Origin of the sequence: Paenibacillus sp. FSL P2-0089 (assembly GCF_038595095.1) — a bacterium.
GTDB lineage: Bacteria > Bacillota > Bacilli > Paenibacillales > Paenibacillaceae > Paenibacillus_AQ > Paenibacillus_AQ silagei.
The window spans coordinates 7,061,097-7,088,093 of sequence record NZ_CP152006.1 but is presented as its reverse complement, the minus strand read 5'-3'; the positions used below and the strand labels follow the sequence as shown (position 1 = coordinate 7,088,093).

Annotated in this window: 27 protein-coding genes; 17 read left to right on the top strand and 10 right to left on the bottom strand. The window is 54.5% G+C overall.

Annotated features, from left to right (window positions below; translation table 11 throughout):
• Positions 1 to 29: 29 nt before the first annotated feature.
• On the bottom strand, positions 30 to 1,139 hold the full coding sequence (locus NST69_RS30130) for an NADH:flavin oxidoreductase (protein ID WP_342547910.1): 1,110 nt from the start codon (positions 1,137 to 1,139) through the stop codon (positions 30 to 32).
• 219 nt (positions 1,140 to 1,358) lie between these two features.
• Between NST69_RS30130 and NST69_RS30125 the strand changes: the two genes are divergently transcribed.
• The gene (locus tag NST69_RS30125; protein WP_342547909.1) at positions 1,359 to 1,943 is read left to right on the top strand and encodes a TetR/AcrR family transcriptional regulator; all 585 of its coding nucleotides are present in this window, start codon (positions 1,359 to 1,361) and stop codon (positions 1,941 to 1,943) included.
• Between the two features lie 138 nt (positions 1,944 to 2,081).
• On the opposite strand, the gene NST69_RS30120 is transcribed toward NST69_RS30125, so the two are convergent.
• Positions 2,082 to 3,737, bottom strand: coding sequence for a cellulase family glycosylhydrolase (locus NST69_RS30120; RefSeq protein ID WP_342547908.1), 1,656 nt, complete (start codon positions 3,735 to 3,737; stop codon positions 2,082 to 2,084).
• A gap of 540 nt (positions 3,738 to 4,277) precedes the next feature.
• On the opposite strand from NST69_RS30120, the gene NST69_RS30115 reads away from it, so the two are divergent.
• Positions 4,278 to 5,345 carry a polysaccharide deacetylase family protein gene (locus tag NST69_RS30115; protein WP_342547907.1) on the top strand — a complete coding sequence of 356 codons (1,068 nt, stop codon included), beginning with the start codon at positions 4,278 to 4,280 and terminating at the stop codon, positions 5,343 to 5,345.
• Positions 5,346 to 5,413: 68 nt separating this feature from the next.
• Here the strand turns inward: NST69_RS30115 and NST69_RS30110 are convergent, their stop codons facing one another.
• Entirely contained in the window at positions 5,414 to 6,061 is a 648-nt protein-coding gene (locus NST69_RS30110; RefSeq protein WP_339252256.1) for a Vat family streptogramin A O-acetyltransferase, read from the bottom strand.
• 146 nt (positions 6,062 to 6,207) lie between these two features.
• Here NST69_RS30110 and NST69_RS30105 point away from each other — a divergent pair, with 146 nt between their 5' ends.
• Together NST69_RS30105 and NST69_RS30100 are read left to right on the top strand one after the other, a co-directional pair.
• Positions 6,208 to 7,473: a YncE family protein gene (locus tag NST69_RS30105; RefSeq protein WP_036722822.1), complete on the top strand. Its 1,266-nt coding sequence runs from the start codon at positions 6,208 to 6,210 to the stop codon at positions 7,471 to 7,473.
• 71 nt (positions 7,474 to 7,544) lie between these two features.
• Positions 7,545 to 7,763, top strand: coding sequence for a hypothetical protein (locus tag NST69_RS30100; protein WP_342547906.1), 219 nt, complete (start codon positions 7,545 to 7,547; stop codon positions 7,761 to 7,763).
• A gap of 62 nt (positions 7,764 to 7,825) precedes the next feature.
• On the opposite strand, the gene NST69_RS30095 is transcribed toward NST69_RS30100, so the two are convergent.
• Both NST69_RS30095 and NST69_RS30090 read right to left on the bottom strand, forming a co-directional pair.
• Positions 7,826 to 9,109 carry a HAMP domain-containing sensor histidine kinase gene (locus tag NST69_RS30095; protein ID WP_339252253.1) on the bottom strand — a complete coding sequence of 428 codons (1,284 nt, stop codon included), beginning with the start codon at positions 9,107 to 9,109 and terminating at the stop codon, positions 7,826 to 7,828.
• Positions 9,109 to 9,786, bottom strand: a complete 678-nt coding sequence (locus tag NST69_RS30090; protein WP_036722818.1) for a response regulator transcription factor — start codon at positions 9,784 to 9,786, stop codon at positions 9,109 to 9,111. Before NST69_RS30090 ends, NST69_RS30095 begins: the two co-directional genes overlap by 1 nt.
• Before the next feature lie 165 nt (positions 9,787 to 9,951).
• Here NST69_RS30090 and NST69_RS30085 point away from each other — a divergent pair, with 165 nt between their 5' ends.
• The 3 genes from NST69_RS30085 to NST69_RS30075 are packed head-to-tail and all read left to right on the top strand — an operon-like array spanning position 9,952 to position 13,612.
• A complete protein-coding gene (locus NST69_RS30085; RefSeq protein ID WP_339252250.1) occupies positions 9,952 to 10,695 on the top strand; it encodes a polyphosphate polymerase domain-containing protein in 744 nt (247 codons plus the stop codon).
• The gene (locus NST69_RS30080) at positions 10,688 to 11,371 is read left to right on the top strand and encodes a DUF4956 domain-containing protein (RefSeq protein WP_339252248.1); all 684 of its coding nucleotides are present in this window, start codon (positions 10,688 to 10,690) and stop codon (positions 11,369 to 11,371) included. The genes NST69_RS30085 and NST69_RS30080 overlap by 8 nt, the downstream gene beginning before the upstream one ends.
• A 27-nt stretch (positions 11,372 to 11,398) precedes the next feature.
• A complete protein-coding gene (locus NST69_RS30075; RefSeq protein ID WP_342547905.1) occupies positions 11,399 to 13,612 on the top strand; it encodes a carbohydrate-binding domain-containing protein in 2,214 nt (737 codons plus the stop codon).
• A 74-nt stretch (positions 13,613 to 13,686) separates the two neighbouring features.
• Here the strand turns inward: NST69_RS30075 and NST69_RS30070 are convergent, their stop codons facing one another.
• Positions 13,687 to 14,601, bottom strand: coding sequence for a phosphatidate cytidylyltransferase (locus tag NST69_RS30070; protein WP_036722812.1), 915 nt, complete (start codon positions 14,599 to 14,601; stop codon positions 13,687 to 13,689).
• Between the two features lie 118 nt (positions 14,602 to 14,719).
• Here NST69_RS30070 and NST69_RS30065 point away from each other — a divergent pair, with 118 nt between their 5' ends.
• The 3 genes from NST69_RS30065 to NST69_RS30055 all read left to right on the top strand — a co-directional run bounded on the left by NST69_RS30065 (position 14,720) and on the right by NST69_RS30055 (position 17,015).
• A complete protein-coding gene (locus tag NST69_RS30065; protein WP_036691837.1) occupies positions 14,720 to 15,265 on the top strand; it encodes a hypothetical protein in 546 nt (181 codons plus the stop codon).
• A gap of 77 nt (positions 15,266 to 15,342) precedes the next feature.
• Positions 15,343 to 15,825 carry a DinB family protein gene (locus NST69_RS30060; protein WP_339252243.1) on the top strand — a complete coding sequence of 161 codons (483 nt, stop codon included), beginning with the start codon at positions 15,343 to 15,345 and terminating at the stop codon, positions 15,823 to 15,825.
• A 314-nt stretch (positions 15,826 to 16,139) separates the two neighbouring features.
• Positions 16,140 to 17,015, top strand: coding sequence for a phosphotransferase (locus NST69_RS30055; RefSeq protein WP_036722806.1), 876 nt, complete (start codon positions 16,140 to 16,142; stop codon positions 17,013 to 17,015).
• A gap of 63 nt (positions 17,016 to 17,078) precedes the next feature.
• Here NST69_RS30055 and NST69_RS30050 read toward each other — a convergent pair whose 3' ends face one another.
• On the bottom strand, positions 17,079 to 17,966 hold the full coding sequence (locus NST69_RS30050) for a diacylglycerol kinase family protein (RefSeq protein ID WP_076081359.1): 888 nt from the start codon (positions 17,964 to 17,966) through the stop codon (positions 17,079 to 17,081).
• A 128-nt stretch (positions 17,967 to 18,094) separates the two neighbouring features.
• Entirely contained in the window at positions 18,095 to 19,057 is a 963-nt protein-coding gene (locus NST69_RS30045) for a catalase family peroxidase (protein WP_342547904.1), read from the bottom strand.
• 214 nt (positions 19,058 to 19,271) lie between these two features.
• Here NST69_RS30045 and NST69_RS30040 point away from each other — a divergent pair, with 214 nt between their 5' ends.
• Positions 19,272 to 19,613, top strand: a complete 342-nt coding sequence (locus NST69_RS30040; RefSeq protein ID WP_076081365.1) for a zinc ribbon domain-containing protein YjdM — start codon at positions 19,272 to 19,274, stop codon at positions 19,611 to 19,613.
• A 65-nt stretch (positions 19,614 to 19,678) separates the two neighbouring features.
• Here NST69_RS30040 and NST69_RS30035 read toward each other — a convergent pair whose 3' ends face one another.
• Positions 19,679 to 20,713: a stalk domain-containing protein gene (locus NST69_RS30035; protein ID WP_342547903.1), complete on the bottom strand. Its 1,035-nt coding sequence runs from the start codon at positions 20,711 to 20,713 to the stop codon at positions 19,679 to 19,681.
• A gap of 379 nt (positions 20,714 to 21,092) precedes the next feature.
• Between NST69_RS30035 and NST69_RS30030 the strand changes: the two genes are divergently transcribed.
• From NST69_RS30030 to NST69_RS30015, 4 genes are all read left to right on the top strand, one after another.
• Positions 21,093 to 21,563 (top strand): hypothetical protein, encoded by a 471-nt coding sequence (locus NST69_RS30030; RefSeq protein WP_340957271.1) that lies wholly within the window; start codon positions 21,093 to 21,095, stop codon positions 21,561 to 21,563.
• 69 nt (positions 21,564 to 21,632) lie between these two features.
• Entirely contained in the window at positions 21,633 to 22,559 is a 927-nt protein-coding gene (locus NST69_RS30025; RefSeq protein WP_340957272.1) for an ABC transporter ATP-binding protein, read from the top strand.
• Positions 22,556 to 23,305 carry an ABC transporter permease gene (locus tag NST69_RS30020; RefSeq protein WP_051477816.1) on the top strand — a complete coding sequence of 250 codons (750 nt, stop codon included), beginning with the start codon at positions 22,556 to 22,558 and terminating at the stop codon, positions 23,303 to 23,305. Before NST69_RS30025 ends, NST69_RS30020 begins: the two co-directional genes overlap by 4 nt.
• A gap of 59 nt (positions 23,306 to 23,364) precedes the next feature.
• Positions 23,365 to 24,786, top strand: coding sequence for a DHA2 family efflux MFS transporter permease subunit (locus NST69_RS30015; RefSeq protein WP_340957275.1), 1,422 nt, complete (start codon positions 23,365 to 23,367; stop codon positions 24,784 to 24,786).
• Between the two features lie 29 nt (positions 24,787 to 24,815).
• Here the strand turns inward: NST69_RS30015 and NST69_RS30010 are convergent, their stop codons facing one another.
• Complete coding sequence (locus NST69_RS30010) at positions 24,816 to 25,250, bottom strand: MarR family transcriptional regulator (RefSeq protein ID WP_076081387.1); 435 nt, start codon at positions 25,248 to 25,250, stop codon at positions 24,816 to 24,818.
• A gap of 121 nt (positions 25,251 to 25,371) precedes the next feature.
• On the opposite strand from NST69_RS30010, the gene NST69_RS30005 reads away from it, so the two are divergent.
• Positions 25,372 to 25,956, top strand: a complete 585-nt coding sequence (locus tag NST69_RS30005; protein ID WP_036722791.1) for an NAD(P)H-dependent oxidoreductase — start codon at positions 25,372 to 25,374, stop codon at positions 25,954 to 25,956.
• A gap of 128 nt (positions 25,957 to 26,084) precedes the next feature.
• Positions 26,085 to 26,939, top strand: coding sequence for an SDR family oxidoreductase (locus NST69_RS30000; RefSeq protein WP_036722790.1), 855 nt, complete (start codon positions 26,085 to 26,087; stop codon positions 26,937 to 26,939).
• The last annotated feature ends 58 nt before the right edge of the window (positions 26,940 to 26,997 follow it).

Sequence of the window (26,997 nt, the reverse complement as noted above, 5' to 3'; positions counted from 1 at the left end):
TAGAGCGGTTCTTGGAGATTATCTATGATTCAGTACAATTGGTCCGCCGCCTCTGGAGTAAAGGCTTGAATTTCCTCCAACCTGCCCTCACGGATTTTCTTCGCCCATGCCGGATCACCCAGAAGTGCGCGTCCAACCGCTACCAGATCGAACTCCTGGTGGTCCAGCCGCTTCAGCAGCTCCTCCATCCCTTGATGGTCTGCATCCCCGCCTTCAGCGGGATCATTGTCCATGCCTACGGAACCAACGGCAATCGTCGGCTTCCCGGTAAGCTTCTTCACCCATCCGGCGAGACCCAGCTCCGAGCCCGCGAATTCCGGGTCCCAGAACCTGCGGGTCGAGATGTGGAAAATATCCACCCCTGCCTGTACCAGCACATCCAGGAATTGCTCCAGCTGCTCCGGTGTATCCACCAGCTTCGCCGTGTAATCCGCCATCTTCCACTGGGACAACCGGATGGAAATCGGATAATCCGGTCCGACTACAGCGCGGACGGCCTGGATAACTTCGGCTGCAAACCGGGTACGCTTCAGGAAATCGCCGCCATAGCGGTCCGTCCGCTGATTGGTTATTTCCCAGAAGAACTGGTCAATCAACAAGCCGTGACCGCCGGAGAGCTCTATTCCGTCGAAGCCAGCTTGCTGTGCATTCACTGCCGCATCGGCATAGGCCTGAATGACCCCGGCAATTTCTTCTTCTGTCATCGGCTCGCTTATCTTGTTCCCCTGCATGTCGAGTCCTGATGGCCCGATTGATGGTGCATCCGGGTGAGGCTGGGAACCCATGGGCCGAATCATTCCCATATGTGCCAACTGCGGAAAAATGGTACCGCCGGCCTCATGAACCTGTCTAACGACTTCACGCCAGCCGTTCAGAGCGGCCTCACCAAAGAGATTAGCCAGTCCCGGATCACTGCTTGCTGCCGGATGGTCAATCATACCAACGGTGATGATTAGCCCCACCCCATTCTCAGCACGGCGGCGGTAATACGCTGCCATATCCTCACCCGGTACTCCCTCCGGTGAAAAAGCACGCGCCATCGGTGACATTACAATCCGGTTAGGTATAGTTAATTGTTGAACCGTGTACGGTTCAAATAAGGTCTCCAGTGAATGGATTTGCTCCTGTTGTTTAGCCATGGTTAACGCCTCCTGTAGGTTGAATGATTATTCTCAAAGCGGGGTATGAATGCAATAGTAACAAGCTCCAATCCTCCCTTCAACCAACAAACTGCCCAAGTTGTTGCTTAAGCTAAAAGCCGGAAAAACTGTCGTATTGGCAGATCCTATTTGTTGTGTACAGAGCACATGTTTATAATTAAGAGGATTATAATCTCTTCTGAAAGGGGCGCTCCTTGGATGGCTGGCATACATCCCCCCAATCCGAACGACCCGCGGGTGATTCGGACCCGTCAATTAATTCTGGATGCCTTCGTCCGGCAATTGAATATCATGGACTTCAACTCGATAACCGTCGGCGACATTACCAAAGCAGCTACGATTAACAGGACCACCTTTTATGCACATTTCCAGGATAAATATGCGCTGTTCGAAGCCTTTTTGTTAGATGCCTTTACGAATATGGTCCTCCATAAAGTCGATGCAAAAGGACCGTTGACTGAGAAAACCCTTCAAGAGCTGATAGTAGCATTATGTAATTATCATGAAAACAGCCACCGCTGTTTCAAAAGATATGATTCTGTAGCTCTCTTGCTTGAGGAGAATATTAAGCTGCATCTCGAGAAACTTATCCTGCAGCTGATCTCCGGATCAGCTGCGGCTACAGATTCGAAGCCGCTTGCAACTGCCGCCACCCTGCTAAGCTGGTCCTTATATGGCGTAACCTACCGCTGGAATCTGGAGGGAAGATCAGAGTCTTCCTCCAAACTGGCGGAGCGGGTAATGCCGCTGATCACGGGCGGATTTCCCATGAGCCCCCAATGACCAAAAACGCAGAGCAGCGATCCTCCGAATGGGGGAATCGCTGCTCTGCTCACTTTTTGTGGTTTTAAGAATGAAGAGAACTGCCTTCCTCCGTAGAAAACCTGCTTTTGGGACAGCCTTGTAGCCGTTTCCGCTTGGTTACGGCTCTACCCCGTAGATGAGCGTTCCATTATGGTATACAGTGATCCGGTCATTGGCGGTGAAGCTGGTCAGCAGCGGCCGGAAGGAGTAATCGTTGGCCTGGCTATAATTCGCATAGTTATCCTTGTGAATACGGAACTGGATATCTCCGGTCGAGCCGGAAGGCGCCAGACTGCCCGCCCCGTCCTTGAAGGAGATTTCAGCGTAGGCATCCGCGTTCGGGACCGGGACCGCGAGCGGGACGATGGTGGTCTGGATATTATTTTTGCCGACTACGGCGTAGTCAATCTCCATGGTGTGGGCGGAGCTGCCGTCCTGGGTGAACCAGTAACGGATCGTGAATTGGCTGAGCGGGACGGAGACGGTGGAGGTGCTCTTCAGCTGAAGACTTGCCCGGATGGAGCCCACGTTGTTGCCGGTCTCATCACTGCGGTAGAGCGGAGTGGCGGTTACAGGTCCTGTCCCGGGGCCGCCGGGCTCCTCAATAGGAGGGAAGGTGACTGTCTTCATGATCCGGTTCAGCATGAGCTGCTTCGGCCGGTTCCAGGTTGCCCAGTCATCCTGCAGCAGACCGCCGGTATCCCCGCTGTTGGGGTTCAGTGTCCAGTAGGTCCAGTAGAGATCATTCGTGCCGATGTAATCGACTAGTTTATTCTGCCACTTCCCTTCAACCGAGAGGGTGTCCACGCTGCGGCCTCCGAATTCACCCATGATTAGAGGGGCAATGTTCTCTTTGCTGATATAACCCCAGGTCTGATCCCATATAGCAGGCAGGTTCGCCGGAAAAGCCGGATCGCTGAACCACGGCTGCTCCGCCACCCCGGGACCGTAATCATGCGGAGAATACACCACTTGATTCGGCACGGTAAGCGTTACCGGATAATTCCGCACCCCGGTAAGGTTGCCGCCCCACCAGTACTTGCTGGTGTTACCCTGCACATTCTGCTCGATCCCTTCGACGATGATCAGCCAGTGCGGATTCACCGCAAGGATGGCATTCCCAGCCCGCTGGGCCGCGAGCCGCCAGTCTGTGCTGAGATCACCGGTCCCCCAGCTTGCCGGGCCATGAGGCTCATTATGCAGGTCGGCACCGATTACCGTAGGATTATTCGCATACCGTGCAGCCAGCATCACCCAGTCACTGATCCAGCGGGATTCAGGATATGCAGCGGTATACCAGAGCGTCGACTGCCCGCCGGAATCGGGACGGTGCCGGTCCAGGAAGATTTGAATGCCGCGCTGGCCGGCTTTTTCGATTAAGGTATCCATAATTTCGATGGGAGTCAGACCGGCCAGGTCCGGGTTTTTGGCATAATCAATGCTGTTGGCCTGGGAAGCCGGATCGAACATTTGACTGCTGAACGGCAGGCGAATCAAGTTGTACCCTTCTGCGCGGACCTGATCGAGCACATCATCCATGGAACGCGACCATAATCCGTGCGGGGAATAGTTCGGCGTCTCGAAGCCAAACCAGTTCAGTCCGTTGAACACGGCCGGGTTCCCCTGCGAATCTACAATCCGGCTGCCCGAGGTGTGATAAAAAAGCTTCGCTGCCCCCTCAGCCTTCACCGGCTGTCCGGCAATAGCGCTTGTACCTGCAAGCAGTGTTAAAGCCAAAAGCATTGTCCCCAGTGTCCTGAAACCAAAGGTCATTCATCTTCCTCCTCGTAATATGATTCATGATAAAGTCGAACTTTATATCATACGGGTAAAATGAAAACCTATTCATCCCGGACGGGTCTAAACTATGGAAAATTTTTGAATAAGACAGGAGGGGGGGCTGTTGGAGTCACTCTATACGGACCAATGCACTTATGGGATAAGCCAGGTGGCTAGGGGGATCGAAGATAGCAGTTGGATTAAGTACACTTGCTGGTGAGCGAATGGTCTGTGTTACAACAGTAATTGGATAAACAGCACTTAAATCTTCCCGATTCACCCAAAGCAGCAAAAAGAGTAAGCGATAGGTGTTGTAAATCCACTTATTACCGTACATCTCTCCCAAACCGCTAATTTAAGATACATTTTTCCAATTGTTTAGCACAAATTACAAGAATCACATCTAGCTTAAAAAGGGAATAATTGTTATAATTACTAATGTAAGCGTTTGACTTCACCGGAGCGTATACATACAGTTACAGCCTTAACGGGTACAGTCAGGAAACTATTCAAGCCGAGAGGGGAATTAGGAGAATGTTTAGAAGCAAAGCAATACAATGGGCAGCTATCGGGTCGCTTGTCGTGTCTTTATTTATGGGGTCTCTTGCAGCGGGCGGGGAGAAGGTGTTCGCCGCTGATTGCTCGGCCGGTTATGTAGCTCTAACGTATGATGACGGGCCGAATCCAAGCAACACGACGAACCTGCTGAATGCCTTGCAGCAGAATGGTCTGCGCGCCACGTTCTTCAATGTCGGGCAGAATGCGCAGAACAATCCTTCGCTCGTCCTGGCCCAGAAGAACGCAGGGATGTGGATTGGCAACCATTCCTGGTCGCATGCGAATCTGACCCAGGTGGGTACCTCCCAGATTACATCGGAGATTACGAACACCCAGCAGACGCTGCAATCCATTACCGGCACAGCTCCGAAGCTGTTCCGTCCGCCGTACGGGGCGACTAACGCAACTCTCAAGTCCATCGAGGCCCAGAACGGCCTTACCGAAGTACTCTGGAACGTGGACTCCCAAGACTGGAACGGAGCGGGAACCGCCCAGATCGTTGCCGCTGTGGGCACGATGAAGAATGGGGATGTCATCCTGATGCATGACCAATACCAGACCACACTCCAGGCAGTACCGCAGATTGCACAGAATCTCAAGAACCGCGGCCTATGCTCAGGCATGATCTCGCCAAGCACGGGCAGGGCGGTTGCGCCTGACGGCGGCAATGGTCCTGGTCCCGCTGTAACGAAGGTAGAGGCGGAGAGCATGACCAAGGCCGGTCAATACACCTCGAATATCAGTTCCCCGTTCACCGGAGTCGCTCTGTATGCAAACAATGATTCCGTGAAGTACACCCAGAATTTCACCAGCGGCACCCATAATTTCTCCCTGCGCGGGGCCTCCAATAACGCCAATATGGCCAGGGTGGACCTCAAGATCGGCGGGGTGACGAAGGGGACCTTCTACTATGGCGGAAGCAGCCCTGCGGTCTATACGATCAGCAATGTCAGCCATGGAACCGGCAATCAGGTGATTGAGCTGGTGGTTACCGCCGATGACGGGACTTGGGATGCTTATCTTGATTATCTGGAAATCAATTAAAGCTACAACATTGAAGGGGGGGCCCCAGCCAGCTATCGCATGGCTGACGGGCACCCCCTTATTCTGGTTCAGCTTCGGCCTGCCAGAGCCCGGATCTGCTCCAGATCACTGCTGCACAGCGCCTCCAGATGGGCGGTGATCTTCTCTGGACTCCAGTCCCACCACTTCAGCTCCAGCAGCAGGGCGATGAGCTCGTCATCGAAGCGCTGCCGCAGAATCCGGGCAGGATTGCCCCCGGCAATATGGTATGCAGGAACATCCTTGGTGACGGTAGCATTGGCGGCGATGATCGCGCCGTCACCAATCGTCACGCCCGGCATAATGGTGGCATTCTGGCCGATCCAGACATCGTTTCCGATGACAGTATCGCCTTTGTAGGGCAGGTCCGCCAGCTCAGGCGTTGCCTGCTCCCAGCCGCCGCCCATAATGTTGAAGGGATAGGTGGTCACCGAGCCCATCCGGTGGTTGGCACCGTTCATAATGAATTCGGTGCCGCGGGCGATGGCGCAGAACTTGCCGATCATCAGCTTGTCCCCGATGAACTCATAGTGATGGGTAACACGGCTCTCGAAGGATACCGACTCGTCAGGATCATCATAGTAGGAGAAGTCTCCGGCGATGATGTTGGAGCGGGTCAGCGTATTTTTGATGAAACGGACTTGCTTGATCTGTGGATTCGGATGGATGTCATTGGGATTTGGTCCTGTAGCATGCAATAGGATCACACCTTTCTCACATGAATGGGGAGCCGGGCCATAATTTGAATCTAGTTATAGTATAGTCCAAGCGGCGCTACAGTTCTTACATATATTATGAGAGACTGGTAGTTTGCAAATCTCTTATCTAGGGAGGCTTGGCTGGAATGGCTATTCTATCAACAGGGCCTATTGAGAATAATGCAGTGAACGGTGTAAGGCCTACGGTACAGGTGACGGTCAAGATTGATAACCGGGATGCGGTGAATCCGTCTGCGATTCTGATCCAAGGGTACAACTTGACCCTCACCAGAACGCTGTACGTAAGCGAGCTTATTACGGTTTCCCCGGACGAGGTGATCACAAGGAATTACTTTGCCAATCTGAATGCCTATGAGTTTGTCTTTACAACGGGGGGTCTTGCTGAATTGCAGACGGAAGTCTCTGTGTGGGGCAAGGATTCAGCCGGGCGGCTGGTTACCGCCCACCGTCTTGTCTCAGCTGAGCTGCTGGGTGCTGAAGAGGGGGGAGTCACAGGCTCCGTCAACCGTATCTATGTTGCCAATTTCAACAGCAATGATGTTTCTGTGATCAACGGTGCTACAGGTGCAGTGATCGCAGTCATCCCTGTAGGGGTGAATCCTGCTGGAATTGCCGTGAACCCGTTAACCAACCGCATTTATGTCGCTAACTTGAACAGTGACAACGTATCCGTTATCGACGGGTTAACCAATACGGTGCTGGCCACCGTTCCTGCCGGGGACGGAGCGGGCGGAGTCGCGGTCAATACCGCTACCAATGCCATCTATGTTGCGAATTTTAATGATAATACGGTCACTGTCATTGACGGATTAACCAACACTGTGGTGACTACCATTATTCCCGCCGGCGGTTCTCCTTTTCCAACGGGGATCGGTGTGAATTCCTTAACCAATACTATTTATGTAGCTGAATTCAACTCGGATATTGTTACCGTCATTGATGGGGCTACAAATACGGTTATTACCCAGATTCCCGTGCAGGTGAACCCGTTCCGTTTGGCTGTTGATCCCTTGACGAACCGGATTTATGTCTCGAACTTCACCAGCAACACCGTATCCGTCATAGATGGTGCGACCAATACGGTGATCACCAACGTGCCTGTCGGCACGACTCCGGCTGAGCCGGGAGTGAACGTATCTACCAATGCGATCTATGTGCCCAACCGGGATAGCGACAATGTATCGGTGATTGGCGGATTAACGAATACGGTGATTACTACCATCCCGGTCGGAAATAATCCCAACGGCGCGGGCGCTAATCCCTTGACGAACCGCATCTATATTACCAATCAGGATGATAATACGGTATCGGTCATTGATGGGGTCACCCAGGCTGTGATTAGTGTCATACCGGTCGGCGCGCGTCCTTTCTCCGTGGGCGTCAATCCGTAGGAAGCCAGGAACAGGAATTCAGTATCATGCCAATTGAGGCCATTATCTTAACGAGCGAGGTGACTCATAGGATGGAAATAACATCAGCCGAAGATATCATGATACAGCTGTCGGGCATGGACCAGGAGAATTCTGTATCCCGGATCTACGTTCCCGGGATCGGCGAATTCATGATGGTACTGCTGAAGACAGACGACAGTGCCGTTGAAGACCCGGCCCGCACCAGCGGGGCGGAGGCAGAAGAGTGCACAATGCCGGCAGTGGGGTTAACAAGGAACCCCTACCTTTAAGGATAGTCCATAAATCAGCACGCTTCCCGTAAGGAAGTGGCTGGTTTATGGAATTATAGACTTTACGCCATTCTGGGCAGTTGTACATAGAACGTCGTGGACGCTCCAACCACACTTTTTACGTAAATCCTTCCTTGATGCTGGTCCACAATGGACCTGGCGATAGCCAGACCCAGCCCGTATCCGCCCTGCTTCCGTGCTCTTGAGGTATCCGTACGGTAAAAGCGGTCAAAAATCCGTGCCAGATGCTCCGCAGCGATGCCTTCCCCTGTATTCGAGACAGAGAGAAGGACATCGCTGTTCTGCTTATGAAGGGAGATATGGACAGCGCCCTTAGGATTCGTATATTTCACAGCGTTATCCAGCAGAATCATTACCACCTGCTTAATCTGCTCGGGGTTGCCCGGCACGGTAAGCTCCGGTTGGATGTCATAGTCGAAGGAGATATTCTTCTCGAAGAGAACGGCCTCCATGGTCAGAATAATATTCTCTACCGCTTCGCTCATGTTGAACCTGCTGTGGAGCTTCCTGGTCCGGGCGTCATCCATCTCTGTCAGGTACAGCAAATCGCCTACCAGCCGGGTCATCCGCTCGGTTTCGGACTTGATATACTGCAGCCATTTTGCCTGATTGCGGATCGTATCCTCACTGTTCGCCAGCAGTACATCCGCGTTGGTGTTAATAATCGTCAGCGGCGTCTTCAGCTCATGGGAGGCGTCGGCAATGAACTGCTTCTGCTTGTCAAAAGCCTCCCGCACCGGCGCAATCGAGCGCCCCGCAAAGTAGCGGCTGGTGAAGTAGAGGATGACCAGCGTCAGCAGGCCGACAGCCGCGAAGGTATAGATCAGGTTTGTCAGGATCTGCTGCTGGGCCGTGATGTCCATGAAGACAAACTGCTTCCCGCTGCTTGCAGGCTTGACCATGAAGATCCAGCGGCTGCCGTCCATCGTGAACCGGCCGGTGTCCTTGCCCAGGCTAAGAGCCTCCTTCAACGCGGCGCTATAGAGGTCATCGTCCATCGTGAACTTCGATTCTTTGCCGGTCATCGTGCCGCTGGCATCGGTCTGCACCATGAACGAGACGGAGCGCTCCGGCTGGTAAGGGTCGATCGGCCCCTGATCCATGGGCATTGTCCCTCTGCCCCCGCCGCCTCCTGCCCCAGGCGGACTTTGTCCATCTCCCGGACCCCGCTGCTGCATGTCCGCAATCCGGTGGAGCGCCATATAGATGTCTCCCTGCACATTGCGGTACGTGAAGATGTAGATGGCGGCGAAGGCCACCAGCATGATGATGGAGATGGTGACCAGATTGACAATCAGGAACCGGGTTCGGAGTTTATTGAACATCAGGCACTCCCCTCCAGCACGTACCCTACGCCCCTAATCGTGCTGATGCGCACCTCCGAGTTCAGGAAGGCCAGCTTTTTACGCAAAAAAGAAATATAGACCTCCACGTTGTTATGCTCCGCATCGGAATCGAACCCCCACAGCTTCTCAATGATCTGCTCCTTCGAGGTGACCGCCTGCTTCCTTAGGATCAGCAGCTCCAGCAGCTCCGTCTCCTTGAGATTCAGCTTCATCTCCCGGCCCTTCACCGTCAGCTTCGGGTTGGCGGTATTCAGCTCCAGATCCCCGAACTTCAGGGCATCGTCAGGAATCACCTCGCCCTTACGCCGCAGCGCAGCCCGGATACGGGCCAGCAGCTCCTCCGAAGCGAACGGCTTGGCGATATAATCGTCTGCACCATGATCGAGTCCGGTCACCATATCGGTGATCTCCCCTTTTGCGGTAAGCATAATGACCGGTGTGGAGACTCCGTCCCTGCGCAGCTCCTTCAGCACGCTGATTCCATCCAGCTCCGGCATCATAATATCCAGCAGCAGCAGGTCATAGATCCCGCTCTGCGCATAATCGAGACCGGCTCTGCCGTCATGCACCGCGTCTACCGAATAATTGTGTTTTTTGAGGATTTGGGTTAGGGCCTCCGCCAGATGGACCTCGTCTTCTACAATTAATATTCTCATGGGATGGCTCATCCTCTTCCTAAGTAATGTACTTGCTGCTGGTGACATTATATCAAGGGTACCTTTAATCAACCTTAATCCATTTAAGATTCATTAAAGGTTCGGGGGCTAAGATACATTCATAAGCAAGCGCACCCCATACTCACCCGAAAGGATCTGAACCCTATGGCGATCGAGGTCTTCAACCGCTACGAGAACAAGTATCTGTTCGACCACGAATCTTATCTGAAGCTCTATTACGAACTGCTGGAATATATGGAGCCCGATGCTTACAACAAGCAGCACGAATTTTATTCTATCACCAATCTGTACTACGACACCCCTCAGAACTCACTGATCCGCAGCAGCCTGGCGAAGCCGAAATACAAGGAGAAGCTCCGCATCAGAGCCTACGGCATTCCTGAAGGCGACACCAGAGTCTATCTGGAGATCAAGAAGAAGGTGCTGGGTCTGGTCAACAAGAGGAGAACCTCACTGACGCTGAAAGAGGCCTATGCGTTCATCGAGAGCGGCAGAGAGCCTGAATTCGAGAGCTATATGAACAAGCAGGTGATTGAGGAGATCAAGTACTTGCTGACCCGCTATGAGCTGGAGCCGAAGCTGTATTTGTCCTATGACCGCAAAGCCATGTTCTGTAAAAATAACAGGGACCTGCGCATCACCTTCGACACCAACATCCGCTGCCGCCGGTATGATCTGAAGATGGAGCACGGCGTCTATGGCGAGGAGCTGCTGGAGCCGGGGCAATGGCTGATGGAAGTGAAGGCCGAGAAGACCATACCGGTCTGGCTCGCCAGGATGCTGTCGGAGCATCAGATGTACCGCACCAGCTTCTCCAAATACGGCAACGAATATAAAAAGATGCTGCGAAACAGCCAATCAGAAAGAGAGAGTGTTCTATATGCTTGATTCGATTTTTGCCGTAGCGGAGTCTACTTCGGAACTAACGTTCACGAATGCTGCCTTAACCATCGTCATTGCCATTATCCTCGGCGGGCTAATCAGCTTCACCTACATGAAGACGAGCCCCGCCGGATACTCGCAGAGCTTCACATTGACCATGGTTCTGCTGCCGGCGATTGTAGCGATCATCATCCTGCTTATCGGCAGCAATGTGGCCCGGGCCTTCAGCCTGGCGGGCGCCTTCTCGATCATCCGGTTCCGCAGCGCCCCCGGTGATCCGAAGGATATCACTTTCGTTCTGTTCACTATGGCCTCCGGGCTGGCCTGCGGGGTAGGGGCCTTTGGTTACGCGGTCTTTTTCACCCTTATCCTCTGCGCTCTGATGGTCCTGCTTAACCGTACAGGCTTTGGACTTAAGAAGTCGATGCACAAGACACTGAAGGTAACGATCCCTGAGAACCTGGGCTATGAGGAGGCCTTCGCGGAGGTCTTCAATACCTTCAAAGTTGCCTACGAGCTGAAGAAGATCAGAACCACGGAGCTGGGCAGCCTGTATGAGCTGGTCTACGAAGTAACGATTGATGAGCAGACGAGCCAGAAGGAGCTGCTGGACGCCATCCGCACACGTAACGGGAACCTTGATCTCTCACTAACCATGGCACCTGTCATGAATGAATACTAATCCGCTACAGGAAGGGAATGATGACTGATGAAGAACGGATTAACAGCTAGCAAAATAGGACTGGTGCTGCTATGCGCCGCAGTCATGTCGGCATGCAGTGCAAAAGCTGCTACGCCATCAGATACAAGTAACAACGCGGGTACATCAGTTGCGGCTGTGCAGAGCAGTTCCTCTGCCGCTGTGCAGCTGGCAAGTGTGAAGGCGGCGGATCTTGTGACTTGGGAGGAAGAGGATGCTGTAACCGCCTGGACGGCAGCAGATTCGACTGCTATAACTCTGGCTGGCACTGCTGCTGTGGTAGACGGTGCAGGCGCCACAGCGCAAGAAGGCACAGTAACCATTACGGAAGCAGGAACTTATGTGCTTAGCGGCACACTGAGTGACGGCCGGATTATCGTAGATGAGCAGGCCAAAGGGACCGTAAGGCTGGTGCTGAATGGCGCTCATCTGACGGACAGCGATAATGCTCCGGTCTACATCAAGGAAGCCGGCAAAGTGGTCATCACCTTGCAGGAAGGGACGGATAACAGTGTGACGGATGGAGCCGCCTATGTATTCGGAGACGGGGCTGAGGATGAGCCAAGCGCGGCGGTCTTCAGCAAAGCAGACCTGACGGTTAACGGCACCGGCAAGCTGACGGTAACCGGCAACTATAACGACGGCATCACCGGCAAGGATGATCTGAAAATCATGTCCGGCACCATCGAAGTGCAGGCAGCAGATGACGGTATTGTCGGTAAGGATCTGGTAGCTATACAGGACGGTAGTATTACAATTCATGCAGAGGGCGACGGCATCAAATCAACGAATGACAAGGATGCCGCCAAGGGCTTCATCGCTATTGCCGCCGGAACCTTCGACATTACGGCCGGTAATGACGGGATTCAGGCGGAGACCGCTGCTGTCATCGACGGCGGGACGTATACACTGGTGACTGGCGGCGGCTATGTGAATGCCGAAGTGAAGACCGGCGACCAGGGAGGGCCGGGAATGGGCGGCGGCTTCGGCCAGCGTCCGGAGGGTGGAGCCTTCCCTGCTCCCGGGGAAGAAGGGGGTACGCCGCCTGCGATGGATGCTGCGCCGGCTGCTGACCAGCCCCAAGCAGCGGAGAGTGGCACCGCAGCAGCGGCGGAGACAGACACCACAGCAGCGGCGGAGACAGAATCCGTCAGCGCCAAAGGGATTAAGGCAGGCGGCGACCTGACGGTGAACGGCGGAAGCTTCACAGTGGATGCCGCAGATGATGCGCTGCACAGCAACAGCAGCCTCTCTGTAACGGATGGGGAATTCCAGATCGCTACAGGGGATGACGGGATTCACGCCGATGCTCTGGTCTCGATATCGGGCGGCACCGTCAATATTACGCGGAGCTATGAAGGGATAGAAGGGGCGGACATCACCATATCCGGCGGTGAGATCCATGTGACAGCTACAGACGATGGCGTAAATGTGGCTGGAGGCAACGATACTAATACGGCAGCAGGAACGCAGGCTCAGGATTCGTTCAGCAGCACCGGCAGCAACCTGCTGACCATCAGCGGCGGCACCTTGATTGTAGATGCCGCAGGCGATGGTCTGGACTCCAACGGCTCGGTAACTATGACCGGAGGCACCGTCATTGTGAATGGCCCCGAGAACTCCGGCAACGGAGCCTTGGATTATGACGGGGCCTTCAACATCACAGGCGGATTCCTGGTAGCCGCAGGCGCTTCCGGCATGGCACAGGCTCCGGGAGAGGACTCCGGCCAGTATTCAGTAAGCGTGGAGTTCGCAGCTACTCAGCAGGCAGGAACCATGGTTCATCTGGAAGACGCTGATGGTAATGCCATTCTGACCTTTGCTCCGGCGAAGAGCTTCCAGACCGTAGTGGTCAGCGCTCCAGAGCTTACGGACGGCTCTTATACCGTCTATACCGGCGGCAGCTCTACCGGAACAGCAGCAGATGGATTGTATACCGGCGGGACATACAGCGGGGGCAGCAAATTCGTTGCTTTTGACATCGCCAGTACGGTGACATGGGTGAATGCATCGGGTGTAACCACAGGCGGAAGCGGGATGGGCGGGCCGGGAGGCGGAGGCTTCGGCAGCGGCAGAGGCAACAGAGCCGGAGGCGGACCAGGCGGAGAGGGAGGAACGCCGCCTGCGGACGCTGGTACTACGAAGCCGGCCGATGCGGGTACCACGAAGCCAGCCGATGCGGGCACTACAGCTCCAGACAGTGCAGGTACAAGCACGAATTAAGCGGTCCAGCAGAGCAGAGACTATCCATTAGCGGATAGTCTCTGCTTTTGTACAAATATAAGTGTGATCAGCGGCTACATGAAGTCGAAATAGTAGCGGATGACATGGAAGAATACCGGTGCGGTGTAGGCAAGACTGTCTACGCGGCTCAGATAGCTTTGCTTAAGGGCAGCGAATTTGTCATCGTCCCCGATCAGCAGATCCCGCTTCAGGACGGAGACTGTCAGGCTGCCGAAGAAGCCGCTGAGACTGATCAGCATACCGGAGAGATAGCCAAAGGCCGGATTCAGCGGTGTAAGATGAGAATAGATCAGGTAAGAGACGGCTGTTGTCACCGCGAACGCGCAGACGAAGCCCTCCCAAGTCAGATGGGGATTCGCGGTCGGGACGATCCGGTGCTTGCCGATGTAGAGCGAGGCCAGATAATGCACGGCATCATTGAGCTGGGTCAGCACCACCAGGAAGAGAACCAGCCCTGCGCCGTATTCCGGCGTGGCGAACTGGAAATAGGCCAGATGGCTAAGCCCGAAGACCATCAGCATCAGTCCCCACTGCACCGCGCTGACACCGCGCAGGAAGCCGAGCGTCCCCTTGTTAATCAGCCGGGGAATCGGCAGCAGCAGGAACACATAGACTGGAATGAAGATAATGAACATCCCGTACCATTCGATGTAGATCCAGTAGAATTGCAGCGGAATGGACAGATAAGCCCAGAGGAACAGCCTTCGGTCTGCTTTTCGGGTGCGGATCATGGAGAAGTATTCCTTGAGGGCGAAGAAGCTCAGAACCATCAGGGACAGTAGGGACACGACAGAGTTGGACAGGGTAGCCAGGCAGAAGATGAACAGCATGCCCCACCAGGTTCGGATACGGAAGCCTATTCCGGTATAATCTTTGTCCTTCTGTAATTTGCTGACTACAAGATACAGCACATGGATCACCGATAGAGCTGCAAAGATCAGAACTAGTGTGAATAAAGAACGGTTCAATACAATCACCAACTTGTCTCGGGTATCATTTCAATATAGGAATTTTATGCTAAAATAGACAGAGCGTCCAGCTTATTATGAAGCAAAACAACCGACTTGATAAGGGGAAATATTGTAAATGTCAGCAGATCCATCGGTGTACATCATGCTCACCAATACGGGAACGCTGTTCACGAAGCTCATTCAGGGCTATACCAAAGCGCCGTATAACCATGCGTCGATCTCGTTTAACCGGGAGCTCTCAGAGCTATATAGTTTTGGAAGGAAGCATCCGGCCAATCCGCTGAACGGCGGGTTCGTGAAGGAGGATATCCGCACAGGCACCTACAGCAAATACCCGGAGACGACCTGCGTCATCTACGAGCTTCAGGTCACGGACCGTGAGGTTGAGAAAATGAAGCGGGTGCTCCAGGTCTTCATCCGCAGCCGCCAGAAGTATCTCTACAATATCCTCGGCGTCATCGGCATTGCACTGAAGGAGCCGGTGGAGTTCAGCAACTCCTATTTCTGCTCACAGTTCGTTGCCGAGATTCTGGAGCGCTCCGGCATTAAGCTGTGGAACAAGCTGCCTGCGCTCGTCACCCCGGATGACTTCCGGCAGAGCGACCGGCTGCATCTGGTCTATTACGGCAAGCTGAGCGAATACAAGCCCTCCAGCCAGTAGAGAAGCCCTCGTTCCCGGTAGGGAAAGGGGGCTTCACTTCAAATATAACGGAATGCGAAGAAGAGGAGAGTGAGGCAATGGTTCATGCCAAGGATGTGCTTGCCAATCAATTGCTGGCCGGGGCCAACGACCCCAGCTGGCATCTTCCCTATATGCAGGCTGTGGAGAACGTGACCGAGGAGGAAGCGTTCTGGAAGCCCGGTGAAGGAGTCAGCAGCATAGCTGAGCTTACCCAGCATTTGCTGTACTGGAATGAAGCCTGGCAGAGCCGGTACCGCAAGGGGCATATGGACGCTGTGCCTCCGGTTAAGGATAATAACCTCAGCTTCAGGCTTCCGGCAGATATTGCGTTTAGTGAGTTGCGCGGAAGGCTGCTGCAGACGCTCTTGAACTGGCAGAGCCTGCTGTCTGAGGAAGGGTTGGAGGAGCAGGTGAACGGCTTCCCGGTACCGGCTGCATGGTGGGAGATCATCAGCAATGCGGCAACTCATAATGCCTATCATATAGGTCAAATGGTGTTGATCCACAAGCTGTACGTCCCGGCCAGGCCACAAGCATAAGCCCCTTCCAGGGCAGGCATTGGCTGTGCAGGAGACCGCTATGAGGCATGGCTCAAGCAGACTGGCCGGGATTCTCCCGCCGGTCTCTTTGTCATACGTACAGTGAGGGCCGCAGCATAGATCTGCTTGTGCAGAATAGCTTAATCTGTAATGAAATGGAGCATGTGATATTCTTGAAATATAAGGATTTATATGTTGCACACGATAACTTATCCTTCTATTTCTCGCTGAAACGGTGCCGTCCCTAAAAGGATGGCAAAGTCGTTTCCACTTGGCATAGGGTCTACTGAAGGGAAAAGAGAGGGATTCATATCATGATTGAGAACATCATCAGAGGTCTGGAAGCAAGATATGCCTGCCGGCTGGAACGGCTGACAGGGGGATATACGAATCTAACCTATCTGATGGCGGGGGCCGAGCCGCCGCTTGTAGCCAAAATAACAAATCTGTCCAATAAAGATACGCTCAATGAGGTTCATGTAATGCGGCTGGTGCAGGGAAGCTGTGATACCCCGGTGGTGCATGAGGTGACAGAGATGGACGGGAAGCGCATCATCATCATGGACTGCATGCAGGGCGGGAACGCCCAGTCCGTTCTGGATGCCAGGGACTGGACAAGAGCCGAGCGGATCTACAGCAGAATGGGGCAGCTGCTGGCTGCCCAGATTCATTCCCGCCCTTATCAGCCGCAAGAGACAGAGATCCGGCTCAGCAACAGGTCTGCACTGAGTCAGGTGGTTCAGAAGCTGGAATTCGTTCCCGCCGCTCTCGGCAGACAGTCGCTTCACTTTCTGTCTGCGGCGGAGGCCGGGGAGCTTCCGTGGGTCCTGACCCATGGCGATTACGGAGTACATAATCTGCTCTGTGAAGCCGATGATCTGCTGCATGTGCTGGACTGGGAATGGGCGGAATGGGGCAGCCCGCTGAATGATGTAGCCTGGGTCTGCTGGTTCACGAAGCACCATTATCCCGTACAATCCGTGCTGCTCAATACTGCCTTCATGCAGGGCTATCTGTCTGTTAACCCGTTATCCTTCACGCCGCAGCAGATGAAGGCGGCGAGTCTGTACAGGGTATGGAATATCCTGCACCGCCTGCAGATCGCGCCCAAGGAGGTGCAGCGTGAATGGGTCAGACGTCTGGAATGGACACTCGGTGAGGACTTCGCAGAGCTGCACGGAATCAGCTAAGGAAGAGGCTTCTCCCGGATGACTGTATTCTGTAGCCTGGAGCACCTGAGGCGCCCGAGCTGCTCAGTCCTCCGGCACCACGACCTGAATGTGGCGCGGAATGGTGCTTAAGCGGATCGGCAGCGGCGGACCTTGCTCGCCGTCCACATTCGTCTGTACCGGCTCGGTGGAGCGGACGGAGACCTCCTTGGCTGTAAAGTAGATGACATCCTTATGATTCCGCAGATTGCCGAGCAGCAGGGAGATGCTGACAGTAACGGAATTCAGCAGGTGCAAGTCCTTGACGATGAAGCAATGGAGCAGGCCGTCATCTACGGCGGCAGCAGGGGCAAGCTTCTCGAAGCCGCCCACGGAATTCGTCAGTGCAGCAATGAACAGCGGGGAGGAGCCTTCCCAGATCTCACCGTCGTGAGTAATCGTCAGGGTATGTGCAGTATTGCTGGCCAGCTCCTTAATGCCCTCTTTTAGATAAGCAAGGAACCCGAGCCGGCTCTTGTCTTCGGAGCTAACCGAGGAGAGGGAGCCTGCCAGAGAGCCTGCGGCCACCACATTGACGAACAGCCGGTCATTCAGCCGGCCCATATCGACTCTTCGGGTCCGGGGCGAAGCCAGGCTCTGAATTGCCTCTTCAGGGACAAGCGGAATCTGTAGCGCGCGGGCAAAATCATTGACGGTGCCCATTGGCACAATGCCAAGTGTAGGGCGGTGCTGCTGATCTGTGAGGCCGTTCATCGTCTCGTGGAGCGTTCCGTCTCCTCCAATGGCAACCACCAGATCATAGCACTCGGCGCAGGCCTGGAGGCAGAAGGCGGTTGCATCTCCTTCCCCTGCGGTCTCCTGGACGGTAACCTGATATCCTGCGCCTTGCAGCACCTCTTCCGCTGCTCTAATATAATCCCGCGCCTCTGCCTTGCCGGACGACGGGTTCATGATGACCATGGCCTGCTGCATACTGCACTCCTCTCTCTTGTAACTGGATTAATAACCATTAACCAACTAAGTATAGCGTTTGAATCAGAAGCGCCAAAGGGCGCAGTGTCCCTTTGGCGCTGAACGACATATGCCGCAGCAGGCAGCAGCTATCTTCCTTCAATCCGCCGCCCATAAGATTCGGCGTAGGCCGCACTGCGGAACTTAAGAATCGGATCATCCGAGAGGAGCATACCGGTTGTAAGGATCGTAGGGTCCATGAGCAGATATGTCGGATCGGGGTAGATCTCTGAAATATGCAGCCGCCCGAGATCGATTCTGCGGCGGTCCTCCGGCCAGGCACGGGTAGGATCATCCGTAGCATCGCCTTCCTCTCCAAGAACAGCGACCAGTTGGAAGATAGCCGGCTCATCCTTGAAGCGCAGCTCCAGCTCATCCTCCAGATAGCGGTCCGGCTGCTGCGCAGCCTCTTCCAGCGTCAGTGTGCGCACGCCCGTCTCTGGAACCCATTCGAACCGGACAGGCTGCTGCCTGCCTTCTGCATTCACCAGCACATAAGCATGTATGCAGTGGTAATGACATTCGGCGTAGCTGGCAGGCGGCTTGAGCCGCCGCACCGCGAGCAGAGCCTCTTTGCTCTCGCTGAAGTGGCTGACAATTTCCTTCATCAGCTCAATCGGTCCGAGTGTCCCGGTCCGCAGCCTGTGGGCCATCTGTATAATGTCGATGAAGGACTCCGGGGTCCGCGCAAAAAAGACAGGCACGGTCACTCCAACCAGATTCGTAACCCCGCCATCCGGGAGGATGAACTGGACAGCCATCCCCTTGGCAGGGGATAGCAGGTCCGCAAGTGCCGGATCAGTCGAGCTGCCCGAGAAGCGGATAATGGCATTTACCTGCTGCTCCTGAAGGTGCTCCGCCTCCGTGAATTCCTTCCCCAGTCCGCTCGGCCGGAAGAAGCCGCGGCAGCAGACTCCCGCCGCATGGGCGCGGCGGTATCCGGGATGGACACCGGACAGGTTCTCGATCGCGTCTACTGCCTCGGCGGCAAGCGCTGGATGCTCCCTGGTGTCTGCGGCAGACTGGCTGCTGCTGTGCTCCGATTCATTCATGTCCTCATTCACTCCTCCACGATGATTTATAACATATACAAGCTATTTTCTAATTATTACCACTTTTACTGCTCATTCAAACCGCTTCTCGTAGACATCCACCTGGTTACCAGGCTGAATTCAGGCTGGAGGCGGAGTGAAATCGATTTATATGTTAAACTTAGACAGACTTATCCCTATAAACATGCTTAAGCAGGAATGGAGAAATGAAATCATGAATGAATTGCCAAATTGCCCGCAGTGCAGCTCTGTGTACACCTATGAGGACGGAGCGCTTCTGGTCTGTCCGGAATGCGGACATGAATGGTCTTTGGATGCTGGAAGTGCAGGCGGCGAGGAAGAGAAGGTTATTAAGGATGCTAACGGAAATGTACTGGCTGACGGGGACACTGTAACGGTGATTAAGGATCTCAAGGTCAAAGGCAGCTCGTCCGTTCTGAAGATAGGCACCAAGGTGAAGAACATCCGGCTCGTGGAAGGCGACCATGATATCGATTGCAAAATCGACGGGTTCGGCGCAATGAAGCTGAAATCGGAGTTTGTGCGCAAGGCATAGCATGAAGCAGGACCGGAAGTCCGCTGCCCGGCAGGCAGCAGGTTCCGGTCCGCCAACTCTCCCCGCTATAGAATCCGCCGCGCGGTAACAAACCGCTGCTTCCATTTACTGCTGAAATCCTCCATATGTACACCCTGCTCCTTGGAGTAGGTATGCAGGATCCGGTTATTTCCGGCATAGATGGCTACATGTCCGATGTCGAGACCCCTGGCGGTGAAGAACAGCAGATCTCCGGTGCGCAGCTCGCCCACGCCAACCTTCCGGCCTTCCTGTGCCTGATCATAAGAGACGCGGGGAAGCTCAATCCCAAGCGTATCCCCGAATACACGCTTCACAAAAGAAGAACAGTCGAACGTATCTGTCTGGTCAGGAGAAGCGCCGAATTCATAAGGGGTATTCAGGTATTTTTTACCTGAGGCAATCAGGGCTTCCCCTTGCTTCTGCAGCAGGGAGGGGCTTCTGTAATCCGTGAATTTCGGCTTGGAAGATACATATCCTCTCACATGATCTGCGGTCCGCACCTCCAGCCAGAGGGCATCAACCTCACGGATGACATGAACCTTGCTTCCGGCGGGCAGCAGGCCCAGGCTAGTGGTGCTGCTCCCGGCATCCGGGGTGCTGCGCAGGTTGACTCCCCAGGTGACCGAAGTCTCATAGGCGGATGCCGAGGAGATAAGGACGGAGCCCGAAGCCGGCTCCCAGGTTACTTGGCTGCCCAGTGCTTCACTAACGAAGCGCAGAGGAATCATACTGTAGCCTTGCGACAGTTGTCCCGGTACTGCCAGCTGAGCGGTCTTCCCGTTCAGCAGAGCTGTGGACGAGCCTAAGGTATAGGTAAGTGCAGTGCCGCCTTTGACGGCAGTTACCGTCTTGCTGGCATTGTCCCAGGAGAGCTCGGCCCCTTGGGCTTCGAACAGCCCACGCATAGGAACCAGTACAGTCCCGCTGATGTTGAGCGGCTGAGTCTCCGGCTGGAGCTGCTGCCCGTCCAGGTAGATGGAGATGGGCTGAGGTGAAGGGGCTGCATCTGCATGGACGCGCTCTGGCAATAACAGGGCCAGTCCAAGCAGAGACAGCAGCATAGTGGTTCTTGTTGTCATGGATTCATCACCTTATGGATAGATTTAACTCTCTCCAGTTAGACGCGATTGGTGTGAATTGGTTTTGTGCCAATTGTTGGTAACGAGGATCAGACAAGGCTGCAGGAGTTGCGCTTGACGTCCGCCAGAATACAGATTATAATCCAACCAGTTAGTTAGAAATAAGGAGGCGGAAACCATAACCACAACAGGGGGCAAACGCAGCACCAAAATATACGACGCCGCCCGCACCCGGGCGATTATTCTGGATGCAGCGGAGGAGATTTTTGCCGAATCCGGTTACTCCGCAGCACGGATCGATGCCATTGCGAAAGCATCCGGGTATAACAAAAGCCTGATCTATCAGTATTATGGCGACAAGCTAGGGCTATATACGGAAGTGGTTAAGCGGGCGGACCAGACTGGCGAACAGATCACAGGCTCGTTCATCAGCGAATTGCTGAAGGATGAGCAGGTACTACAGGACGCATCCGCATTCAAGACTTTCTTGGAGTACTGGACCCGTCAGACCGTCTCCTTCCTGCTTGAGCACCGGAGTTACCTGAGAATCCTCTTCTGGGAAGCTGCGGAGGGCTGGAAGACCTGGAATCAGATTACCTATCGTCCGGAAGATGATCCTCAGATGCATGAACTTGCCATGGCCGCCCAGAGGAACGGTATCCTTCGTCAGGATCTGGACCCCGCGCTCTTTCCGATGCTGATCATGAACGTGATTGCTATGACACTGCAGTTGTCTTCAAGGTTTGAGCACTTGTTCGGCAGCCCGGACTCTCCGCAGATTAGAGAACAGACCACACAGCAGATTGTGCAATTTATTATCCATGGCGTCATGGAGCCGTCTTTACTGTAAGGGCGGCTGTTTCTTTGGACTAAATATAAACAACTAGTTAGTTTTAAAAGTGGCATAGGAGTGATGATGATGAACGCAATCATTCAGACAGAAGGATTAACCAAGCATTTCGGCAGCCATCATGCTGTGGATAAGCTGTCGATCGAGGTGAAGCCGGGCGAAATCTACGGATTCCTTGGGCTGAACGGAGCAGGCAAAACTACAACCATCCGCATGCTCCTGGGCATGATCCGCCCCGATTCCGGGTCGGCCTACCTGTTCGGACGGCGGGTCGATGCGGGCAGCCATAAGCTTTGGGCAGAGGTAGGGTACATGGTCGAAACTCCCTACTCCTATCCTGAGCTTACGGTCCGTGAGAACCTGGAGATTATCCGCAGGCTGCGGGGTATCCCGGACCGCTCTGCCATTGACAGTATTATCGGCAGGCTCCAGCTTACCGCTTACCGGGACCGCAAAGCCGGGACGCTCTCCCTCGGTAACGGGCAGCGGCTGGGCCTCGCCAAGGCCATGCTGCATCATCCGCAGGTGCTGATTCTGGATGAGCCGACGAACGGGCTGGATCCGGCGGGGATTGTGGAGGTGCGGGAACTGCTCCGGGAGCTTGCGGCAGATCAGGGAGTGACGATTTTTATCTCCAGCCATATTCTTGGCGAAGTCTCCAGGCTGACGAGCAGAATCGGCATCGTGCATCAAGGGAAGCTGCTGCAAGAGACGGATGTGAAGGATCTTCATCCCTTGCTCTGCAGGAGTCTGCGGGTAGAGACCCGCGATCCGGCAAGTGCCTGCAGCAGACTTACTCAGGCAGGCTATGTGGTGCAGCAGAATGCAGAGGGCACACTGCTGCTTCAGGAGGAACGTGCCGTAACGAACCCGGATTACATCTCCAAGCTGCTGGTGTATGCGGATATGCCGCCTACGCTGATTCAGGTGGAGGAAGAGGATTTGGAGCATTATTTTCTAAGAGTCATTGGATCTGAAGGAGGAGTGAGACCATGAATCAATGGCTATCGGCCCTGTGGGTGGAGGTCTTGAAGCTTCGCCGTTCCAGGCTGTTCGTGATATCGCTTGTGGTCAGCATCCTGGTGCCGGTAATGATCGGGCTGGTGTTCTCCGGGACCATTGGCTCCCAGAGCGCCTTTGAGGGTGAGATCAATGTGGCAGGGTTTCTGAAGGAGCTGGGCATTGTCGTCTCCATGGGAGGCTTGATCGGCTTCGGGTTCGTGTACAGCTGGAGCTTCGGCCGGGAATACTCCGACCGCACGGTGAAGGATCTGCTGGCCCTGCCGCTATCCCGGTATGGGGTGGCCGCTGCGAAGATCGTTGTTTCTACGTTATTATGTGAAGTTCTATCCTTGTTCATGTTCATAGCTGGGTGCATCACGGCATGGTTTACTGGCTTGGACGGATGGAGTCTCGAGGTCATTGTTCAGGGCTTCAGCGGGTACGCACAGATCTGTCTCATGGTGGTTGTTCTGAGCATCCCTGTAGCGTGGATGGCTTGTATCGGGCGCGGTTTCCTGTATCCCCTGGGCATCGTCCTGCTTACCATTGTGATCGCTCAGTTCGGCGGGGCGCTGGGCATTGTAGAGTATATTCCGTGGGCCATTCCCGGACTGCTCAGCGGTGCCTCAGGAGAGGAGAGCGCACATCTGGAGCTGGTTAGCCGTTTGCTTCCGTTTCTCACCGGCGCTGTTGGCCTCATAGGCACGCTTGTCTGGTGGAGGTATGCCGACCAGACCTAAGTCGGGTGGAATTGCAGAGTTTTATTATTGTAGATTTTAATTAGTGGAGGGGAACAGAAATGGAGAAGGCACCAAAAGGCACTATTCTTATCATGGCTATTCTAATTATCGGGACAATGGCAGGGCTATTGAATCAATCCTCGCTGAATACGGCGCTGCCGAACATTATGGGTGAGTTCCGGTTGTCTGCGAGCACTGTGCAGTGGTTAACGACCGCTTTTGCACTGGTTACGGGAATTGTAGTTCCGATTACAGCTTATCTTATTCAGCGCTTCACCACCAAGCAGGTATTCGTCTTTGCGATGGGGATGCTGACTGCGGGGACGCTTCTGTGTGCGGTCTCCCCCGGCTTCGGTCTGTTGCTTACGGGACGGATCATCCAGGCGGTCGGAGTGGGCATTATGCTTCCCCTGGTGCAGACCCTGACGTTCATCCTGATCCCGGTTGCCCAGCGGGGGTTCACGATGGGAATGATCGGACTTGCGGTTAATTTCGCTCCGGCGATCGGACCTGTGCTGAACGGCTGGCTCGTGGAGGATCATTCCTGGCGGCTATTGTTCTATATTCTGGCTCCTTGCTCGCTGCTGCTTACGCTCCTTGGGGTATTTCTCGTGAAGAACGTTACGCCACAGGTAAAAAGCAAAGCCGACGCTTTATCCATGACGTTGTCCTCGCTCGGCTTCGGCGGCGTGCTGTATGGCTTCAGCGTCTCCGGCAGCAAAGGATGGGGGAGCACCGAGGTGCTGATCTCCCTTGCGGCGGGGTTCATCGCGCTCGGCCTCTTCGTCTGGCGGCAGTTAACGATGGAGAATCCTCTGCTGGAGCTGCGGGTGTTCACCAGTCCTGCTTTTACCATGGCTACTGTAATCAGTATGATCCTGATGATTATCATGCTGAGCGCGCAGCTCCTGCTGCCGCTCTATATGCAGACCATGCTTGGCTACACCGCGCTCAAGTCGGGTCTGATGCTGCTGCCCGGTGCGATTCTGATCTGTATTATGTCCCCTATCGCGGGGAAGATTTTTGACAAAATAGGTGCCAGAACGATGGTAATCACCGGAATCAGCCTGACGGTCATCTCTGCACTGTTGTTCTCCAATCTGACGGAGCATACGTCCTATACGTTCCTGATAGTGGGCTACTCCCTGCGGATGGTCGGTGTCAGCCTGACCCTGCTGCCCGTCGTCACCAGTGGAATGAATTCCCTGCCGCCGGCTCTGATCCGCCACGGCATTCCCGTGAACACTACGCTACGGACGGTCGCCGGTTCCATCGGGACAGCGCTGCTTGTGACGATCATGACCTACAGCGGCGGCGGCCTGAAACAGACGGGCGATGTCCATAGCTTAATTCATGGAATGAATGTCGCTTCTATGGTCACCACAGGAGCCGCAGTGGTTGCACTGATTCTGTCCTTCTTCATCCGGCGAAAGGAAGAGATCTCTACGGAGATTCCCGCGAAGGGCGTTGCTGTGAAATAACCGTTCGTATATGGATATAGGATGTATCCTCAGCTCAAATAAAATACCTTCTGCTGCAAGAGATCGAGGGCCCGCTCGGTCTCTTTGCGTTCCTCAGCGCTCAGGGCCGCAATACGCTGCTCGAACCGGACAGCGATCTGTCCGAAGGCCTCATTCATCAACGCCTCACCTGCGGCGGAGAGCGTAATTCCCTGCCTGCGGCGGTCAGCGGGGTCGGTGATGCGGGTACATAGCCCTTTTGCGCTGAGCTTCTTCAGCTCCCGGCTCGTATTGGGCATCGACATGTTCATGCAGTCGCTGATCTCGCTGAGCGTAACAGGCTGGCTGACGGCGATGTATTCAACAATCTTATATTGCAGCGGCGTTAAGCCGTCTGAGTTCACATCTTTGGAAATATCATTCGTTATTTGATGGACGGCAGTGGTGAAGGCAATGAATTTTTGAAAAAGATGGTTGTTGTCCATAAGATCACCTCAGAGGTCACAATACCAGAATAATTATCAAAAAACAATTATCATTTGACAAGTAATTTGCGGCTGTGGTATGTTTTTGTTATCAAATGACAACTAAAGGGGAATAACACTGATGAATACACTTGTGATCTACACCCATCCGAACCATAAGAGCCTGAGCTACGCCTTCCTGGAGGAAGTGCTGCGCGGCAGCAAGGAGAATGCGAAGATTACGGAAGTGAAGGTGCTTGATCTGTATGAGGCCGGATTCGATCCGGTCCTGGTGTTCAATGAGAATCGGCGCAGACGGGATATGTACCGGGAACCGGAGCTGGCAGAGTACAGGGAGCAGCTGCTGTGGGCCGATCAGATCGTCCTGGTCTATCCGATCTGGTGGGGACGCCCGCCAGCGATGCTGATGGGCTACATCGACCGGATGTTTGCATCGGGCTTCGCCTACCGGGATAAGGGCGGACTTTTGCCGGAGGGGCTGCTCAAGGGGAAGAGCGTGATCTGCATCTCCAGCATGAAGGGGCCGACCCACTACCCGCTGCTGTGGCTGGGGAACTCGCATAAGATACTGATGCGCAAAGCCCTGTTCAACTACGTGGGCATCCGTAAGGTGAAGTTCTTCGAATTCGGTAACATGGAGAGCAAGAAGGGGAAACATAGCAAGAAGCTGGAGCAGATCTACCGCTATTTCAAGACAGTGGGGTGAATCTTGAACAATCTATTTGACATCCGGCCAACTTGTAACTACAATGGTTACATGAGTGATGATTACCGATGTCAACGAGAGCTTATAGCTGAGATTGAAATACAAGAACCCAAATGGAGGAATATGAGATGACAATCGCATTAACAGGAGCAACAGGCAAATTTGGTTCCATCGTAGCAGAGACTCTGCTGAAGACCGTACCCGCTGGGAATATTGTAGCCAGTGTCAGAAACCCGGAGAAGGCAGAAGCCCTGAAGGCGCGCGGGGTCGATGTCCGTCATGGTGATTTCGATCAGCCGGAGACGCTGGACACCGCCTTTGCCGGAGTGGAGCGCCTGCTGATCGTCTCGGCTGACGGCGACAACGACACCCGTATCCGCCAGCATAAGGCAGCTGTAGACGCAGCTGTCCGTGCAGGTGTAGGCTTCATCGTCTACACCAGTGTAGGCGATGCCGATAACAGCTCCCTGTTCCTGGCACCGGTACACCGTGCCACAGAAGAGTTCATCCGTGAATCCGGCATTCCGTATGCTTTCCTGCGCAACAACTGGTACCTGGAGAACGAAGTCGGCTCCATTCAGGCCGTGAAGGCCGGCGCTCCATGGCTGACCTCTGCCGAAGACGGCAAGGTAGGCTGGGCTACGCGCAGTGATTATGCTGAAGCGGCGGCTGCTGTTCTGGCTGGAGAGAGCCGTGAGAGTGTCATCTACGAATTGTCCGGTACTCCGCTTACCCAGGCAGAGCTGGCAGCAGTGGTCGGCGAGGTTCTGGGCCAGGAGGTTGCTGTGCAGCAGGTGGATGACACCGCCTATGCGAAGATTATGGCAGGTGCAGGCGTCCCGGAAGCGGCGCTGCCAATCGTCGTTGCCATTCAGGCAGCCATCCGTGATGGCGCGCTGAATATCGAGAGCGGCGACCTCGTGAAGCTGCTGAACCGTCCGCTTACCCCGCTGAGTGAAGGCGTACGCGCGTTGCTGGGGTAATTACTGTTGGTTGAACAAGCCCGCCAGTTATACTCTGGCAGGGCCTGCTATGAGAAGA

Excerpts from the sequence above, each read along its gene's own strand:
- NST69_RS30040 (WP_076081365.1), top strand. The coding sequence starts at position 19,272 with ATGAATGAATTGCCAAATTGCCCGCAGTGCAGCTCTGTGTACACCTAT.
- NST69_RS30025 (WP_340957272.1), top strand. The coding sequence starts at position 21,633 with ATGAACGCAATCATTCAGACAGAAGGATTAACCAAGCATTTCGGCAGC.
- NST69_RS30090 (WP_036722818.1), bottom strand. The coding sequence starts at position 9,786 with ATGAGAATATTAATTGTAGAAGACGAGGTCCATCTGGCGGAGGCCCTA.
- NST69_RS30130 (WP_342547910.1), bottom strand. The coding sequence starts at position 1,139 with ATGGCTAAACAACAGGAGCAAATCCATTCACTGGAGACCTTATTTGAA.
- NST69_RS30015 (WP_340957275.1), top strand. The coding sequence starts at position 23,365 with ATGGAGAAGGCACCAAAAGGCACTATTCTTATCATGGCTATTCTAATT.
- NST69_RS30100 (WP_342547906.1), top strand. The coding sequence starts at position 7,545 with ATGGAAATAACATCAGCCGAAGATATCATGATACAGCTGTCGGGCATG.
- NST69_RS30000 (WP_036722790.1), top strand. The coding sequence starts at position 26,085 with ATGACAATCGCATTAACAGGAGCAACAGGCAAATTTGGTTCCATCGTA.
- NST69_RS30060 (WP_339252243.1), top strand. The coding sequence starts at position 15,343 with ATGGTTCATGCCAAGGATGTGCTTGCCAATCAATTGCTGGCCGGGGCC.
- NST69_RS30050 (WP_076081359.1), bottom strand. The coding sequence starts at position 17,966 with ATGCAGCAGGCCATGGTCATCATGAACCCGTCGTCCGGCAAGGCAGAG.
- NST69_RS30080 (WP_339252248.1), top strand. The coding sequence starts at position 10,688 with ATGCTTGATTCGATTTTTGCCGTAGCGGAGTCTACTTCGGAACTAACG.
- NST69_RS30010 (WP_076081387.1), bottom strand. The coding sequence starts at position 25,250 with ATGGACAACAACCATCTTTTTCAAAAATTCATTGCCTTCACCACTGCC.
- NST69_RS30035 (WP_342547903.1), bottom strand. The coding sequence starts at position 20,713 with ATGACAACAAGAACCACTATGCTGCTGTCTCTGCTTGGACTGGCCCTG.
- NST69_RS30115 (WP_342547907.1), top strand. The coding sequence starts at position 4,278 with ATGTTTAGAAGCAAAGCAATACAATGGGCAGCTATCGGGTCGCTTGTC.
- NST69_RS30120 (WP_342547908.1), bottom strand. The coding sequence starts at position 3,737 with ATGACCTTTGGTTTCAGGACACTGGGGACAATGCTTTTGGCTTTAACA.
- NST69_RS30125 (WP_342547909.1), top strand. The coding sequence starts at position 1,359 with ATGGCTGGCATACATCCCCCCAATCCGAACGACCCGCGGGTGATTCGG.
- NST69_RS30075 (WP_342547905.1), top strand. The coding sequence starts at position 11,399 with ATGAAGAACGGATTAACAGCTAGCAAAATAGGACTGGTGCTGCTATGC.
- NST69_RS30105 (WP_036722822.1), top strand. The coding sequence starts at position 6,208 with ATGGCTATTCTATCAACAGGGCCTATTGAGAATAATGCAGTGAACGGT.
- NST69_RS30005 (WP_036722791.1), top strand. The coding sequence starts at position 25,372 with ATGAATACACTTGTGATCTACACCCATCCGAACCATAAGAGCCTGAGC.
- NST69_RS30085 (WP_339252250.1), top strand. The coding sequence starts at position 9,952 with ATGGCGATCGAGGTCTTCAACCGCTACGAGAACAAGTATCTGTTCGAC.
- NST69_RS30095 (WP_339252253.1), bottom strand. The coding sequence starts at position 9,109 with ATGTTCAATAAACTCCGAACCCGGTTCCTGATTGTCAATCTGGTCACC.
- NST69_RS30020 (WP_051477816.1), top strand. The coding sequence starts at position 22,556 with ATGAATCAATGGCTATCGGCCCTGTGGGTGGAGGTCTTGAAGCTTCGC.
- NST69_RS30055 (WP_036722806.1), top strand. The coding sequence starts at position 16,140 with ATGATTGAGAACATCATCAGAGGTCTGGAAGCAAGATATGCCTGCCGG.
- NST69_RS30045 (WP_342547904.1), bottom strand. The coding sequence starts at position 19,057 with ATGAATGAATCGGAGCACAGCAGCAGCCAGTCTGCCGCAGACACCAGG.
- NST69_RS30065 (WP_036691837.1), top strand. The coding sequence starts at position 14,720 with ATGTCAGCAGATCCATCGGTGTACATCATGCTCACCAATACGGGAACG.